This is a genomic window from Halomonas rhizosphaerae, assembly GCF_030010555.1.
GTDB lineage: Bacteria > Pseudomonadota > Gammaproteobacteria > Pseudomonadales > Halomonadaceae > Halomonas > Halomonas rhizosphaerae.
Genome location: NZ_JASCQP010000013.1, coordinates 1 through 15,608 on the forward strand (window position 1 = coordinate 1; position 15,608 = coordinate 15,608).

At 49.6% G+C, this 15,608-nt stretch carries 15 protein-coding genes; 1 reads left to right on the forward strand and 14 read right to left on the reverse strand.

Annotated features, from left to right (window positions below; translation table 11 throughout):
* From QLQ83_RS04100 to QLQ83_RS04165, 14 genes are all read right to left on the reverse strand, one after another.
* Nucleotides 1-596: nucleotide sugar dehydrogenase (locus QLQ83_RS04100; protein WP_282734289.1), on the reverse strand; the 596-nt coding region annotated here is incomplete at its 3' end.
* Nucleotides 597-611: 15 nt separating this feature from the next.
* Nucleotides 612-1,607: an NAD-dependent epimerase gene (locus QLQ83_RS04105; protein WP_282734290.1), complete on the reverse strand. Its 996-nt coding sequence runs from the start codon at nucleotides 1,605-1,607 to the stop codon at nucleotides 612-614.
* 67 nt (nucleotides 1,608-1,674) lie between these two features.
* Entirely contained in the window at nucleotides 1,675-2,649 is a 975-nt protein-coding gene (locus QLQ83_RS04110) for an NAD-dependent epimerase/dehydratase family protein (RefSeq protein ID WP_282734303.1), read from the reverse strand.
* Between the two features lie 26 nt (nucleotides 2,650-2,675).
* A complete protein-coding gene (locus QLQ83_RS04115) occupies nucleotides 2,676-3,485 on the reverse strand; it encodes a glycosyltransferase (RefSeq protein WP_282734291.1) in 810 nt (269 codons plus the stop codon).
* Complete coding sequence (locus QLQ83_RS04120) at nucleotides 3,482-4,747, reverse strand: TolB-like translocation protein (RefSeq protein ID WP_282734292.1); 1,266 nt, start codon at nucleotides 4,745-4,747, stop codon at nucleotides 3,482-3,484. Before QLQ83_RS04120 ends, QLQ83_RS04115 begins: the two co-directional genes overlap by 4 nt.
* Nucleotides 4,744-5,661, reverse strand: coding sequence for a glycosyltransferase family 2 protein (locus tag QLQ83_RS04125; protein ID WP_282734293.1), 918 nt, complete (start codon nucleotides 5,659-5,661; stop codon nucleotides 4,744-4,746). The genes QLQ83_RS04120 and QLQ83_RS04125 overlap by 4 nt, the downstream gene beginning before the upstream one ends.
* The gene (locus tag QLQ83_RS04130) at nucleotides 5,658-6,824 is read right to left on the reverse strand and encodes an O-antigen ligase family protein (RefSeq protein WP_282734294.1); all 1,167 of its coding nucleotides are present in this window, start codon (nucleotides 6,822-6,824) and stop codon (nucleotides 5,658-5,660) included. The genes QLQ83_RS04125 and QLQ83_RS04130 overlap by 4 nt, the downstream gene beginning before the upstream one ends.
* On the reverse strand, nucleotides 6,799-7,731 hold the full coding sequence (locus tag QLQ83_RS04135; RefSeq protein ID WP_282734295.1) for a glycosyltransferase family 2 protein: 933 nt from the start codon (nucleotides 7,729-7,731) through the stop codon (nucleotides 6,799-6,801). Before QLQ83_RS04135 ends, QLQ83_RS04130 begins: the two co-directional genes overlap by 26 nt.
* A 49-nt stretch (nucleotides 7,732-7,780) precedes the next feature.
* The gene (locus tag QLQ83_RS04140; protein ID WP_282734296.1) at nucleotides 7,781-9,187 is read right to left on the reverse strand and encodes a mannose-1-phosphate guanylyltransferase/mannose-6-phosphate isomerase; all 1,407 of its coding nucleotides are present in this window, start codon (nucleotides 9,185-9,187) and stop codon (nucleotides 7,781-7,783) included.
* Nucleotides 9,184-9,723, reverse strand: a complete 540-nt coding sequence (locus QLQ83_RS04145; protein WP_282734297.1) for a GDP-mannose mannosyl hydrolase — start codon at nucleotides 9,721-9,723, stop codon at nucleotides 9,184-9,186. The genes QLQ83_RS04140 and QLQ83_RS04145 overlap by 4 nt, the downstream gene beginning before the upstream one ends.
* A gap of 9 nt (nucleotides 9,724-9,732) precedes the next feature.
* Nucleotides 9,733-10,707 carry a GDP-L-fucose synthase gene (gene fcl / locus QLQ83_RS04150; protein WP_282734298.1) on the reverse strand — a complete coding sequence of 325 codons (975 nt, stop codon included), beginning with the start codon at nucleotides 10,705-10,707 and terminating at the stop codon, nucleotides 9,733-9,735.
* Nucleotides 10,708-10,709: 2 nt separating this feature from the next.
* Entirely contained in the window at nucleotides 10,710-11,828 is a 1,119-nt protein-coding gene (gene gmd / locus QLQ83_RS04155) for a GDP-mannose 4,6-dehydratase (RefSeq protein WP_282734299.1), read from the reverse strand.
* 228 nt (nucleotides 11,829-12,056) lie between these two features.
* On the reverse strand, nucleotides 12,057-12,857 hold the full coding sequence (locus QLQ83_RS04160; protein WP_282734300.1) for a sulfotransferase domain-containing protein: 801 nt from the start codon (nucleotides 12,855-12,857) through the stop codon (nucleotides 12,057-12,059).
* A gap of 159 nt (nucleotides 12,858-13,016) precedes the next feature.
* Nucleotides 13,017-14,357, reverse strand: a complete 1,341-nt coding sequence (locus QLQ83_RS04165; protein ID WP_282734301.1) for a flippase — start codon at nucleotides 14,355-14,357, stop codon at nucleotides 13,017-13,019.
* Between the two features lie 266 nt (nucleotides 14,358-14,623).
* On the opposite strand from QLQ83_RS04165, the gene QLQ83_RS04170 reads away from it, so the two are divergent.
* On the forward strand, nucleotides 14,624-15,608 hold a 985-nt coding region (locus QLQ83_RS04170; RefSeq protein ID WP_282734302.1), incomplete at its 3' end, for an IS481 family transposase.

Here is a 15,608-nt window from a genome sequence, read left to right on the forward strand (position 1 = left end):
ATCAGCTTGTCGTGCAGGCGAATGTAGGGGGCATAGCACTCGCGCATCAGCGTCTTCACCCGCTCCGACTCGGTACCCACGATGATCCGGGCCCCTTGGGTGAAGTCCTGGATGGCCGCCCCCTCCTTGAGGAATTCCGGATTGGAGCAGACATCGAAGTCGATCGCCGCGGCACGGGCCTGGAGTGCTCCGGCCACGGTCTCGCGCATCCGGTCGGCGGTGCCCACCGGCACGGTAGACTTGTCCACGATGACCTTGTGGTCCGTCATGTGCTTGCCGATGGTCTCGGCCACCGCCAGCACGTACGTGAGATCGGCGCTGCCGTCCTCGTCGGGTGGCGTGCCCACCGCGATGAACTGCAACGTACCGAAGGCCACCGCCTCCGCTTCATCGGTGGTGAAGCGCAGCCGTCCCGCCTCCACGTTATCCTTGACCATCGGCTCGAGTCCCGGCTCGAAGATGGGGATCTCGCCGCCCTCAAGCCGCGCGATCTTGTCGGCGTCCACGTCCATGCACAGCACGTCGTGGCCCACGTCGGCCAGGCAGGTGCCGGTCACCAGCCCCACATAGCCCGTTCCAAAAATGGTGATCTTCATTCCTTCCCTTGCTCTTTAGATCCAATAATACGCTCGGTACCAATCGACGAAGCGCTGGACGCCCTCTTCAACCCCCACCTTGGGCCGGTAGCCCGTGGCTGCATAAAGCGCCTCGGTGTCCGCCCAGGTACGTTGCACGTCGCCTGGCTGCATGGGCAGGAAATCGCACTGCGCCTCACGGCCGGTCGCCTTCTCGACGGCACGGATGAAGTCCATCAGCGCCACCGGACTACCATGGCCGATATTATACAGGGCAAAGGGCGCGGTGCTGCTATCGGGGCGCTCGGAAGTCCCTCCGGCCTGGGGCACCACCTCGAGGATCCGTACCACTCCCTCGACGATATCGTCGATATAGGTGAAGTCACGCTGCATGTCGCCATGGTTGAAAACCTGGATCGGCTTGCCTTCCAGCAGCGCCTTGGTAAACTTGAATGGCGCCATGTCTGGACGGCCCCAGGGGCCATAGACCGTAAAGAAGCGCAGCCCGGTGGTGGGCAAGCCATAGAGGTGCGCATAGGTATGAGCCATCAACTCACCCGCTTTTTTGGTGGCGGCATATAGGCTGACGGGATGGTCCACGACGTCACTAGTGCCAAACGGCACCTTGTCATTCATGCCATACACCGAGCTCGAGGAAGCGTAGACCAAGTGCTCCACCCCATAGTGCCGACAGCCTTCCATCACGTTCAGGTGCCCTACCAGGTTGCTGTCGGCATAAACATGCGGGTTCTGCAGCGAATAGCGCACCCCGGCCTGAGCGGCCAAGTGAATCACACAATCGAAGCGATGCTCGGCAAACAGCACCGCCATGCCCTCGCGATCGGCTAGGTCCCGCTCCACAAAGTGCACATCGGCACACTCGGCCAGATCCGCCAGCCGCGCCCGCTTCAGCGCCACAGAGTAGTAGGCGTTGAGATTGTCGATACCTACAATCTCGTGACCGCGGCCAGAAAGGCGCTTGGCTACGGCGTGGCCGATAAAGCCGGCCAAGCCGGTGATCAAGAGTTTCATGACTTCTCCCACTGCAACAAATACATAGCCGCTGTCCTCGCTACTGAAACGGCCGCAGCATTAAACCCTACTCCGTGAAGAAGACTCGCTCTTCCTGATGGTCCTCGAGAAACTCATGCTGCAGGGTGCGTTCGAGACTTTCCGCCAAGGGTAACGGCGGCTCGAAGCCAGTGTCGGCGATATTGGTAGCAAATTGGGTGGTGGCGCAGAACTTTTTGACCCGGATACTGCTAACCGGGAAGCTCCGGCGAGTGATGGCCCCCATCGCATCAAACGTATAGCCGCACGCTAGACCTGCCACATACGGCAGGCGCAGCCCCACGCTGGCTCCCTTGCCCAACTTTTTACGCACAGTACCAACGAGCGTATTCATATCAAAATCGGGCTTATCGATATAGTTATGAATATGCACACCGGGCTTGAAGGTAAGTGAGTGCTCCAGGAAGGCTGCCACGTTTTCCACGTAAGCCATAGACTTGGTATTTTTCCCATCACCAATCATCACAAACTTGCCACTAGCGATCTGGCGCAATAGATTATAGACATTGCCGCGATTTTGCTCACCAAACACTACTGTCGGACGCACGATGACCAAGGTACGGTTATCAGGGTCCTCGGCCTGCCACTCCTTGAAGACGCCTTCAGCCAGCCACTTGGTGCGTCCATAATCATTGAAGTAGTTGATCTCGCCAGACTCGTCCGTACCCGCCGGAGCGAAGCCGTATACCGCCACGCTACTTGTGAAGACGATGTGCTGGATCCGCTTCTCACGAGCTACCTGGCACAGGTTTCTAGCGTCAGCCACGTTGACCTCATCGTAGAGGCTCTTCGGGCGCACATCGTCGCGATGCTCGGCGGCTAAGTTGATCAGCACACTACCTTCCGGCACTGCATCGCGCAGTGCCTCCACAGAGCGTACATCGGCCCGCTCAACCTTCTCACGGTAATGTGCGCTCTCGGCCTTATCGACAATACTGAACTGACTCTGGTGTTCAGTCAGGCGCCTACATAGCCGAGTGCCGATGAAGCCACTACCGCCAATAACACAGAATTTTGCATCAAGATTCCTTAGCGTGCCAGTTTGTAAAGCATACGCTTAATGGGTGCAGGAGGAAGGCGAACCGTAGTCCGAATGGCAAGATTTACCAAATAATCCTTCCAGCCAATAAAACCGATATCCTTCTGAAAGCGCAAAATCCTATACTCATGCATCAGGTAGGATAGGCCCCGTCGAGCCATCAACCCATCGCCAGTGCGCATATGCAACAACACCTCGGGTATATTGGCCATCTTGTAGCCTCGACTCAACAAAAGTGACCATAAGGCATAATCTTGTGACTTCCTAAATGGCGGATACCCACCTACTCCCAGTACAGCGCTTTTACGAAAAATGACAGCCGGATGGCTCAGGGGGTTTCGGCGTTTACCGAAATTCACAATCTCTTCGTGTGACACAGGGACTTTTCGTAACCCTTGTGAATTTTTCAAATTCTGATCAAATTCTTGGACCCATGTACTACAGACAGAAACATCGGGATTTTCCAACATAAACTCTGCTTGGCGGGCAAAGCGATTCGGTAGGGCCACGTCATCGGTATCCATACGAGCCACCAATTCGTACTGGCAGTGTTTCAGCCCCTCATTCAGAGCAGCTCCGAGGCCGACATTTTTATCAATACTCACTTCTGTGAGCACACCACCAAGGACAGCCTTGAAATCTACCAACACAGAGTTCAAATCAGAGGTGAGAGGACCATCCCTAACAATAACAATCTGACTAGGCTTTAAAAGCTGATCATCCCAAATACTCAACAATGCTTGCTTAAGATATGATGGTGACTCATCTTTATAAACAGACAGCAGGACTGAGAAGCTCACGTAGGAAGCTCCATAGAATAGAGTTGTCGTTTTCCGGAAAACACGGAGTCAAAGAAAACCGTCTTTCCATCGGGCGAAAGTCGAGGGTGGAGATCGCAGCGTGTTTCCCCATCATACTCAAATCCGTGGAAAAACTCACCTAATTTACGGACTTCTCCAGTCTTCCAATTGCACAACAGCAAGTGCTGCATTCTTGCTTTGTCAGGGTATGTATCAGTGACAAACCAGTCACCCACCACATGCGGGTGTCCATCACCATACTTATCTAAAACACCATCAGCAAAACGAGAAAAAATTTTTTCACAAATATCAACAACCCAATAACCATCTTTGTAACCCGGCCCCCGCATATAACCTATAACGGTATCATCATCAACCCAAAAACAATGACTTACCATACCATAGTCTGATATTAGTTGAAGCTCTCCTGTTTTAATATCTCCTAGAACCAGACGATCAAAGCGACGCCCTTTATTCAAATAACGATGTATAAAAATATACTTCTCGCCTGATGGAGATATCATCACATGATTAATCTTATGCAGCGATAAATCAAACTCGGCAGCTGGTTTTAAATCGCAAGCCTGGGATAAAGAAGTCAGAAGCTTATAACTACCTGTTTCAAAATCCACAAACCAGATACCATCTTCGTCCAAACTTCTTAATTCACCATCTGTCAATGGCGGTAGGTTTCGGTAACCATAATCGGGCCTAAGAGAAAGAAGCCGCCTATAATTAATTGATAGGAAAAAATCCGTGCCAAATGAGTCTTGGACTGGAAGCCTAAACCTTTTTAACTCTTTTTTTTCGGCACAAGAATACACTCTCGCCACATAAGAGTTTAAATAATAGTCAAAATCATTGAAGATGAAAAGGTCATCATCCAACCAATGCGCCCTTGCTCCTTGCTGCCAGTTATAAGCCCTAACATCGATTCCAAACGATGGTTTATCACTATTTCGCAAAAAGACCATTAGCGAAACTGGCTCGCCAGGCCTCGGCAATTCTTTAGTTGAAAAGGCTGTGGAATACACCATCCAATTGCCAGAAGATGAAGCAGGCGACTTGTCATAGTATCCAAAAAATGAGCTTTCTCCTCCAACAAAACAACATCTCGGAACTGCAAACGATCGATACCGATAGGGTTTCTTAGATTTCAGGTATGCAAGTCGCGAATAAGCATACTTGGCTACATTTTTGACCAATGGAAAACGCGCTAAAAAACGAGCTGCGCCTCGCTCTAGCTTACTAAAATTACTCATACTCCTAACTTAGCCCTTAAAATATAGATAAATTTTGGTCCCATCATAATACTCAGCAAGATGAGGAAGTTTTTAAAACTAGGGCTATCAATTAAATTTTTAAGCTGAAGCTTAAAGGCTAAATATATTTTTTTATTCAGCAATGCTTTATGGATGATCAGCCTTCTCTTCCATGAAACATGTTCCTTAAATTCTTTCTCCGATAGGTTTCTATAAATATCAGAGTATTTACTTTCAATATAATCCAAGGCACTAACATTGGCCGAAATGTTCTTTGAAACGCTCTTCTTTTTCGAAACATATCTACACGAAGTAAGTGAATTCTTTATTAATAAAAACTTACTACCTCTTGCAGCCAACCTTATCCAAAGCTCATAATCTTCCAAGGCTGAAAGATTGCAATCAAACAACCCAGCATCAACTAAACAGCTCTTTTTAGCAACAACTACTGGCGTTCCTCCCAGTTTATTTGAAACGAGCAAAGATCTTAAAACATTTTCATCATCTAAAAAAGCATAAGGACGAGTATAATATACAACCCCTTCTTTTATCATATTTACTTCTGCGGCATGGTAAATAACATCCACATCATGGTCACCCATAGACCGTGTAACAACCTCTATTTTATTGGTTGTGTAAAGGTCATCATCATCCAAAAAAGCAACCCAATCATAGCTAGCTTCGCAAATACCTATATTTCGTGAGTAGCTAACACCTTGTGGTAAATCATTTCGTAACAAAGTGCACCTAATATTTTCTGGAGCACCATCAAATATCGATCTAACTACTGGTACTTTTGAGCCATCATCGACAACAATTATCTCCCCAGGGAGACAAGACTGGTTATAAAGACTTGCCAAAGCCGCCCTTAAATCACAATGCCGATTATGCGTTGGAATTATCACTGAAATCATTGTTCAAAAAACCTATTCCGAAAGCTTTCCGTCGATAATTTGAAAAGCACAAAGAAGCTCATAAAAGGAATTAGTGCATATGCGGAAGGAATATCATAAGAGACATTCCACATTAAAAATAAGTACCATGAAACAAGCGAAAAAGGAAGAAGCTCATAGCAGTATCTATGTTTATTTCTTATTATGTCATAAGTTGAAAGCATGGCAATAAATGAAAACATTATAATTACTGTTAATCCAATTAACCCTGAGTTTATTGCCATTTCCAAAAAGATATTATGTGGATAAAACCCTACAACGTCCCAGCTTGAGCTTAACCCATAACCAAATGGGTTATCGAGTATAGCTTCAATAGATGGATAATAGACTGCTTCAAGCCTTGGCTCTGTATCACCAGACTGCGAGCTTCCAAACATTCTATAAACTCTCTCGGATATATGGGAAGGTACAAAATAATAAAAAACAATAACTGACAGCGCAATGTATGATAGCAATATGGAAAACTGCTTAAAGAAAGCTGACACCCCTTTCGATGACAAAATATTAACCAATAAATAAAAGACTATAGAAAGAAAAACAAACAAAATCGGGCTTCTGCCATATAGGGTAAAAAGAGAATTAAAACCAAAAACAATTGCCATTACCATAGCAACCCTAAATAACACACCTTTTTCAGCATACAGACACCAAAAAAACGCTATGATTATCATCAAAGATATCGGCAAACCTACTGTCAAATAATGAAAGCTGTCTGTGAACTCCACCCCAACGAAAGAATTTATAAATGCTACAACTATCCCCCAAGTCATGCAAAAAAACAGAAACCATGAAAGTGATTCTTTATTTATCTGCGGGGGCAGCAAAAAACATAGAGAAAAAATAAATAAGTACTTAAAAAACTCTTTAACTCCTGGAAACACTAAAGGGTTAATAAAAAAAGAAAGCAACATAACTGTTAAAAATAAACTAGTGGGGAGAAATCCCAAAAGATCTTTTTTATTAAGACTGAACCTCCATAAAATGGTAAAGCCTAAAATAATAACTGGTAAAATATTAAAGACTTCAGAGTCTATTATCAAACCTTTGATCGAGGGCGATGCGACCAATAAAAATAATGAAAAGCCAATCAAAAAATTCCTAGCTCTCACTATTCTTGGCCTCATAATAGGTCCTCATGATTTTTTTGGGAAGGATAGAAGAAGCAACTTTCTTAAAACTCTTCGCGAGTATATAGTACAACGTTATCATAAGATTATTAAAAATGGGGAACTCATTATCTTTCCTTAAATGGTAGTGCTCTTTTGCCATCAAAAGAATTGTTCCCATCTGTTCAGACACTCCCCCCGTCCTCATTACTGCAAGAATATCATCAAGGAACTTAAATTTACATCCAGCTTTATAAAGCCTTGCTATTAATTCATTATCTCCGCAGATCTTATAATAATCATCGAATAACCCGTGTTTTTTATATGCTTCCTGCGTTACAAATGTAGCAGGGTGACTTATTGGCATATATTTCAAAACATCATCTATATTCTCACTATTGGATTTAGCAATGAAACCCACACGCAAGTCAGAAGAATACTTATACAGGGCCCCTGTTAATACATCAAAGTCTGATGAGAAGTATTTTTTTATAGCGCTAAAACAATTTTCCGTATAATGATCGCCTGAGTTTATTATCCCAATAATCTCTCCTCGACACAACCTTATCCCTTTATTCATCGCATCATAAATCCCTCCATCTGCCTCACTCACCCAATAGTCTATTGCGTGTTGATATTTTCTTATTATATCCAAGCAACCGTCAGTTGACCCTCCATCAATAATTATATACTCCACATTTATGTATTCTTGATTGATTACGCTTAGTATTGTCTCTTCTAGAAATTTTTCACCATTAAAAACAACTGTCACAACAGAGATCAAGGGGGCATCTTTGACGTTATTTTTAAAGTAACCAGCTTTACGTAATCCGCCCTCACCTACTCTCTCACTACCCTTAGGCAAAAATAAAATAGGTTCATATTCTTCATTGTAAAACTTTACTATTGGAGCTTCATCAGACACTGTGCGTGTTGTACAGTAACGGTTATCTAGCTCGAAACTTTTGTTCACTTTAGGACCGACCATATTTATCTTCGAAGCGGACTATATCATTTTCACCTAAATAAGCACCTGACTGAACTTCGATAAGCTCCAGAGGGATTACCCCTGGGTTCTCAAGAGCGTGCACCCGCCCAATAGGGATATAAGTCGATTCGTTTTCGCTGACCAAGTAAGTCTCCTCGCCATTGGTCACCTTGGCGGTACCCGAGACCACGACCCAGTGTTCGGCGCGATGATGATGCATCTGCACTGAGAGCTTGGCACCGGGCTTCACGGTGATACGCTTGACCTGGTAACGGCCGCCATGGTCGATACTGTCGTAGATGCCCCAAGGGCGATAGACCTCGCGGTGATTCGCCTGCTCGCTGCGCCCTTCCGCCTTGAGCCGTTCGACGATCGTCTTGACTTCCTGCACCCGGTCCTTATGGGCCACCAGCACGGCGTCCTTGGTCTCCACCACCACCAGATCTTCCACGCCCACCGTGGCCACCAGCCGGTGGTCGGCATGTACCATCAGATTGCGGCTATCGTGGAGCATTACATCGCCGAAGCAGGCATTGCCCTGGTCATCATGCTCGCTGACCTCCCAAAGCGCCGTCCAGGAACCGATGTCGCTCCAACCGGCCTCCAGCGGCACCACGCTGCCGTGTTCAGTGTGCTCCATTACCGCGTAGTCGATCGAGTCCGCCGGGCAGGCCCGGAAGGCCTCGGCATCCAAACGGATGAAATCGAGATCCGCCTGGGCCCCGGCCAAGGCCGTGCGGCAGGCGGCGACCATGGCCGGCTGGAAGCGCTCCAATTCCTCGAGATAGCGGCTAGCCCGGAACAGGAACATCCCACTGTTCCAGTAGTAGTCGCCGGTGGCCAGGTAGTCTTCCGCGGTAGCGGCATCGGGCTTCTCGACGAAGCGCTTGACACGGAAGCCTGACTCGCCTTGCCCCTCGCCACGCTGGATATAGCCGTAGCCGGTCTCCGCATGGGTTGGCACAACGCCGAAAGTGACCAGAGCCCCCTGTTCGGCCAGTTCCCGGGCCCGGGCCACACTGGCGTGGAATGCCGGTATATCGCGAATCAGGTGATCTGCTGCCAGAACCAGCAACAGCGAATCAGGGTCTTCGGAGACTGCCTTAAGTGCCGCCACGGCTATCGCGGGGGCCGTGTTGCGGCCTTCTGACTCAAGCAGGATGCGGGCATCTGTCACACCCTGCTGACGCAGTTGCTCGGCAACCAGGAAACGATGTTCCTCGTTGCAGATCAGTAGTGGGTCGCGGTGCTCTAGGGGTTCCAAGCGCTTGAGTGTTTCCTGCAGCAGGCTGCCCTCACCGGTGAGCGGCAGGAACTGCTTCGGGTGCAACTGACGCGACAACGGCCAGAGCCGTGAGCCACGGCCCCCGGCCATGATGACTGGTGTAATCATGGAGAATCTCCGTATTCGTGTATCAGGCTGGTGACGGCCGGCAGGTAGCCACGGGTATTGGCGTGCACAACGGGATCGTTGGCAATCGCGGCCGGCGACCACCAGCGGTAGCGGCTGTGCTGATCGCACGGCAAGGATTCAAGATCCAAGGAGAGCGACACCTGGTAGGCCAGCACCACGTAGTGGGTCGAGAGCTCGGGAGCGAGCATGCTGTCGGAATAAAAATGCTGATAGACACCGAAAGAACACATGTCGGAGAGCATCATGGCCCTGCCCAGCTCGGTCTCGGTCAGGCGTCGTGCGGCAGCTGCCAGTGTCTCGTTCTTGCGAACCCGCCCACCGGGGACGAACCAATAACCCTGGGCCGGCCGGTTGAGTCGCTGTCCGAGCAACCAGGCGCCCTGAGCATCGGTAACCACAAAGTCAAGTGAGACCAGAGGGGTATGCGCGACTACCTGACGGAAGTCGGCGTCGCCCAGCCAGCCGTCACACTCACCGCCATTCTCATCCCTCTGACGGAGGGCATCAGTCGTCATGCCGGCACCTCAGCCGCGAAAGCGGTCCTGATTGTCGAGGAACCAACGGTAGGCATCCTGCAGGCCGTCTTCTAGTGAAATCCGTGCCTGCCAGCCCAGCGCCTTGAGCCGCGAGACATCCAGCAGCTTGCGTGGAGCGCCGTCGGGCTTGCTCGCATCGAAACGTAGCTCCCCCTTGAAGCCGGTTACGCGCTTGACCGTCTCGGCCAACTCACGGATGGTACAATCGACCCCAGTTCCGACGTTGATATGCGAGAGCATCGGTTGAGTGTGGGCTGCATAGGTCTCGGCCTCCAGCTCCATCACATGTACACTGGCAGCGGCCATGTCATCGACGTGCAGGAATTCGCGCATGGGAGTGCCGCTACCCCATACCACCACCTCGCCATCACCGCGCAGCTTGGCCTCGTGGAAGCGGCGCAGCAGCGCCGGGATCACATGAGAATTTTCGGGATGGAAGTTGTCATTCGGGCCATAGAGATTAGTGGGCATCACGCTGCGGTAGTCGCGGCCATACTGACGATTGTAGCTCTCGCAGAGCTTAATGCCGGCGATCTTGGCTATGGCGTAAGGCTCATTGGTGGGCTCCAGCGTACCGGTGAGCAAGGCGTCTTCACGCATCGGCTGCTCGGCCAGCTTGGGGTAGATGCACGATGAGCCCAGGAATAGCAGCTTGTACACGTCCGCCCGATGGGCAGCGTGGATAATATTGGCCTCGATCATCAGGTTCTGGTAGAGGAACTCGGCCGGGTAGGTGTTGTTAGCCTGGATACCCCCCACCTTGGCTGCGGCCAAGTAAACCTGATCGATAGCATGCTGTTCGAAGAACGCCGCCACTTGAGCCTGGTCGGTGAGGTCTAGCTCGTCCCGTGTGGCTGTAAGGATAGTGGCATGGCCCAGCGCCTGCAGGCGGCGCACGATGGCCGAGCCGACCATCCCACGATGGCCGGCGACGAAAATCGTTGGTTTGCGTTCTCCTGTCATGCTCACCCCTCCACGCTGACAGGAATGTCGTAGCCATGCTCCTTGAGCAGCGCATGACGCTTGGCCACCTTGAGATCTTCGGCGACCATCTCGGCGCACATCTCCTGAACGGTGATTTCTGGCTCCCAGCCTAGCTTGGCCTTGGCCTTGGATGGATCCCCAAGCAACGTCTCGACCTCTGCCGGCCGGAAGTAGCGTGGATCAACACGCACAATCACCTCACCCACCTCTAGGGCTGGAGCCTTGTCGCCTTGGATCGCCTCCACTACCGCCACCTCATCGACGCCCTGCCCGTCGAAGCGCAACGTGACACCCAATTCTGCGGCGCTGAGTCGAATGAAGTCGCGTACTGAGATTTGTTTGCCGGTGGCGATGACGAAGTCCTCGGCCTCTGCCTGCTGCAGCATCAGCCACTGCATGCGCACATAATCCTTGGCATGGCCCCAGTCGCGAAGCGCATCCATATTGCCCATATACAGGCAGCTCTCCAGCCCCTGGGCAATATTAGCTAGGCCGCGGGTAATCTTGCGGGTAACGAATGTCTCACCCCGGCGCGGCGACTCATGGTTGAACAGAATGCCATTACAGGCATACATGCCGTAGGATTCGCGGTAGTTGACCGTGATCCAGTAAGCATACAACTTAGCGACTGCATAGGGCGAACGGGGATAGAAGGGTGTGGTCTCTCGCTGCGGCGTTTCCTGCACCTCACCAAACAGCTCGGAGGTAGAGGCCTGGTAGAAGCGCGTCTTCTTCTCCAGGCCGAGTAGACGGATCGCTTCTAGAATTCGCAGCGTGCCCAGTGCATCCACATCTGCGGTGTACTCCGGTGATTCGAAGCTCACCGCCACATGAGACTGCGCCGCCAAGTTGTAAACCTCGTCTGGCTGCACCTGTTGGATGATCCGCGTAATGTTGGAAGAATCTGATAGATCGCCGTAATGCAACACGAAGTTCTGATTCTCGACGTGCGGATCCTGATAGATATGATCTACACGCTGAGTATTGAACAGAGAAGCACGACGTTTAATGCCATGAACCTCGTAGCCATTCTCAAGAAGGAGCTCAGCGAGGTAGGAGCCGTCTTGGCCAGTGATACCGGTAATAAGTGCTTTTTTCATTGGGGGTCATCCAGACAATTGACGGATTGACGGGCTGGAGGCATGTTAATATTAACAACTTTAAATCAGAACATTTGCAGCATAACTATGGCCTTAATGTAATGTTTATGATTTTTAAGCAATATAAACTAAAATGATGTGCAAAAATAATGCATGCAATTTTTAGATCACCAAGTCTACCAATCAGCAATAAGATTGCCGAAGGGGGGATTCCAATAATCTGAGAAATTAATAACTAGAAATAGAATAACCTAATTTTTCCATCTCCCCACCCCACTTTTCCTCTATCTTGTTACACGATAATTTGCTTAGCTCACTCCAATTGTTAGACCCACCAACACGAAAAAAACTGCCATCCTTGTCAGAGTTCTTAAGCTCTCTCCACGAACGACGTTCGCTTTTCTCTTTAGCCCGAAGGTTATCAATCTTGCATTGATCAACAGCCATGCATAGCTGTTTTTCTGAAACCTTTATACCAAGAAAATCAGCAACCTTTTTTAGTTCTTCGACAGGCTCATCTACGATATCTTCATATCTCAAGAAAAGCCTTTCAACCTCTTCAGCACACTCCCAGCTTTTAATATGTTCACTCCAAGTGCCAAATGAGTCTAACTTTCCAGCCAAATAACTATCTACAAATTTATCTATCCCATCCTCAAACAAGAGCTTATTTATCTTTTTTTTATAATGGTAATATGACACACAAACATCTCTTGGATCTCTAGCTATATAAATAATCTTCTTGTACTTGGGGTTAAAGCTTTCATGACTCTTAAGGAGCCGTCCACCGGAATTAAACACATACGCATTATTCAACACTCTACCATTTGCTTTGTATATATCCGGGATTAACTTTTCCATATCTGACAGGGAAGGTTCATCTGCAATCAAGTGAGCGACGAGTGCTCTCACCCAAGTATTTCCAGACTTGGGATAAGACACTAGCATGACATCCAACTGATTTGGTGAAAAGATTTTCCCATGTGGAACAATATATTTTCCTATCTTAAAAAAAGTTTTTTTCAACACAAAGAAGCTCCTTCCGCATAAACTTTCAAGTCGAATCAAATTAAATGAAATTATTGTTGCCTGCGAGATAAAAATTAAGGTTTCTCTATCCGCTATACGCCTGAGTAACAAAATCTGAATTGAAGATTTTTTGTTACGGCATCAAAAATATTTTCCGATTCACAAAAAACCAGTTTGTATATTTAACTTTTTCTTAACCATATGCCACATGAAAAAATTCCATAGCATAATAGTCATCACTGAAGCTATTGCTGCACCTTGAATACCGTAAAAAGGTATTAGCAACACATTTAAAGACACATTAACCAATGACGACACTACCAAAGCAAATAACGAAGATTTCTCATTGCCCGTCATGACAAGAATAGTCCCCACAAGACCCACGCACACATTCACCACTTGACCTATAATTATTATCATCAATGCATTATATCCTGCGACATACTCCTCACCAAACACCACGCCAAGCAATTGATCACCAAGGAGAAGAAATATTGATGCAACTGGCAACCCCATCACTAGGCTTGCACGTGTGCTAAGTTTGACAATCGTCTGAAAACGCATCATATCACCCTCAATATAATATTTGGCAAAATAAGGTGACACTACAGCATTGACAGCCTGCAATCCAAAAGTAACAAAAGCAGCAGAAGCCACTACAACCTTATAAACACCAACCTCTTCCGGAGATCGAAATATTCCCAACATAATGATATCGGTCTGGTTATTGATTAGCTGCAAACCCGCAATCATTGCGAGAGGCAATGCTGATGATAACCATTGGCGAGACTGGAATTGCGGCGTAGGGCTAGCTCCCAGAGACTGTGGCCTGGCTCGCCATAGCAAGAACGCACCAATGATAAATGCAACTGCCGCCGCTATGGCATGCAGCCCCATGGCCGACATAGGGGTAATGCTGCCCACCAAAAGCCAGATGGCGCTTGTCAAACCAATCAAAATTGCTGGGCGCAGCACACTCTCGGGCAACTGACCGAGAACTACACGGCGAAGGCCTTTTAGTGCTGCACCGCGGAGGTTGCCCAGTGCAACGAGGGGTATTAGCAGCAAACTAACCAGAAGGGTCTGCCTTTGTGCGTTGCCCATACCGTCGCCAAAGAGCCAGATTCCGGTAAGGGCCGCAAGCGCAATCAGACTGGAGAAGCCCCAGACGGTCAAGCTGCTCCAGCGCCACAGGCCACGCAATAGCCCCCACTGCTCATGAGCTTGGGCCTTGGCGGTTTCGCGAACCATCAACTCAGGTAAGCCAAGCTGAGAGGGAACTGCCATCAGTGAGACCAAGGCAAAGGCAAAAGAATAGATGCCGTAACCTTCCGGACCAAGAGTACGAGCCAGAAGCACCGCCAGCAGGAAGGCTAAGCCTGTGTGGGCGATCTTGACTGCGATACTGCCGATTCCCCCGCGCAGTAACTGGGCCTTGAGGCCACCGCCCTGAAGATGTCCGCGCAACTTCGTTATGAGTGCGAATGTTGCTGTATTCAAAAAAGGGCCCTCGATCTTTCCCTACCCCAGATAAAGAATGATGTAGTGCACCCCCGAACTCAGGGTATTAGATAAGTTGTTGGGATGTATAAAAACGGCCAAGCCTTTACAACACTCACCCGGCAGGCATATCTTAACTTGGGAAGATATAGCGCACTTCTATTCTTTCTATAGCTGTAGGGTCCCGGATGATCAACTGAGCTATAGGAGTTATCCTCTGCTGGCAGCCAGAGAGCTTCTACAGCAATTCATCCGGGAGCAGGTTCATGGACATCAAGCTGCATAAGCAAGCGACGACGACACCGAAGATTCGTGCTGAGATCCAGGCAGCGTCCGCCAGTATCAGTGACAGCGAACTGGCCCGTCAGTACGGTGTGTCCGACTCGACCATTCGCCGTTGGCGCTACCGAGGCGATGTCCATGATCGACCCCACACGCGCCACAACCTGCTGACCACGCTCACCCACGAGCAGGAGGAAGTGCTGGTCGCCGCTCGCGAGTTTCTTCGGCTCGGCCTCGATGATCTGCTGATCGTTGCCCGCGAGTTCCTGAACCCTCGGCTGTCACGTTCCGGCCTGCACCGCATGCTCAAGCGGCGTGACGTGCCAACGCTCGCGGAGCTGGCCCGTCAAGATGTCGGCGGTGATGAGACGCCCCGATACAAGCCTTTCAAGGACTACGAACCGGGGTATGTGCACATCGACATCAAGCACCTGCCCCAGATGCCTGACGAGCAGCAGAAGCGCTACCTGTACGTGGCCATCGACCGGGCAACGCGCTGGGTGTATCTGGAGGTCCGCAGCAGCCAGTCCGCGAAGGATGCTCGCGCGTTCATGAAACAGGTGGAAGAGAAGGCGCCCTTCAAGATCCAGACGGTGCTGACTGACAACGGCAAATCCTTCACCGATCGCTTCACACGGGCCGGTGAGCGCAAGCCCAGCGGCCGGCATCCGTTTGACCAGGAGTGCCAGGCACATGGCATCGAGCATCGCTTGATCAAGCCTGGGCGGCCTCAGACGAACGGCATGGTGGAGCGCTTCAACGGTCGTATCAGCGATGTGCTGGCCACTCGATGCTATGCATCAGGTGAGGATCTAGAGCAGACGCTGAAGCGGTATTGTTGGTTGTACAATCACCATATCCCCCAGAAGGCGCTGCACCATCAATCACCAATTGCAGCGATGAAAGAATGGGAGGCTAAACGGCCAGCGCTATTTACCAAGCGAGTAGTCAATCATCCGGGACCCTACA

Coding starts and splice junctions, on each gene's coding strand:
- fcl (WP_282734298.1), bottom strand. CDS start 10,707: ATGACAGGAGAACGCAAACCAACGATTTTCGTCGCCGGCCATCGTGGG.
- QLQ83_RS04130 (WP_282734294.1), bottom strand. CDS start 6,824: ATGAGGCCAAGAATAGTGAGAGCTAGGAATTTTTTGATTGGCTTTTCA.
- QLQ83_RS04125 (WP_282734293.1), bottom strand. CDS start 5,661: ATGATTTCAGTGATAATTCCAACGCATAATCGGCATTGTGATTTAAGG.
- QLQ83_RS04105 (WP_282734290.1), bottom strand. CDS start 1,607: ATGAAACTCTTGATCACCGGCTTGGCCGGCTTTATCGGCCACGCCGTA.
- gmd (WP_282734299.1), bottom strand. CDS start 11,828: ATGAAAAAAGCACTTATTACCGGTATCACTGGCCAAGACGGCTCCTAC.
- QLQ83_RS04145 (WP_282734297.1), bottom strand. CDS start 9,723: ATGACGACTGATGCCCTCCGTCAGAGGGATGAGAATGGCGGTGAGTGT.
- QLQ83_RS04120 (WP_282734292.1), bottom strand. CDS start 4,747: ATGAGTAATTTTAGTAAGCTAGAGCGAGGCGCAGCTCGTTTTTTAGCG.
- QLQ83_RS04140 (WP_282734296.1), bottom strand. CDS start 9,187: ATGATTACACCAGTCATCATGGCCGGGGGCCGTGGCTCACGGCTCTGG.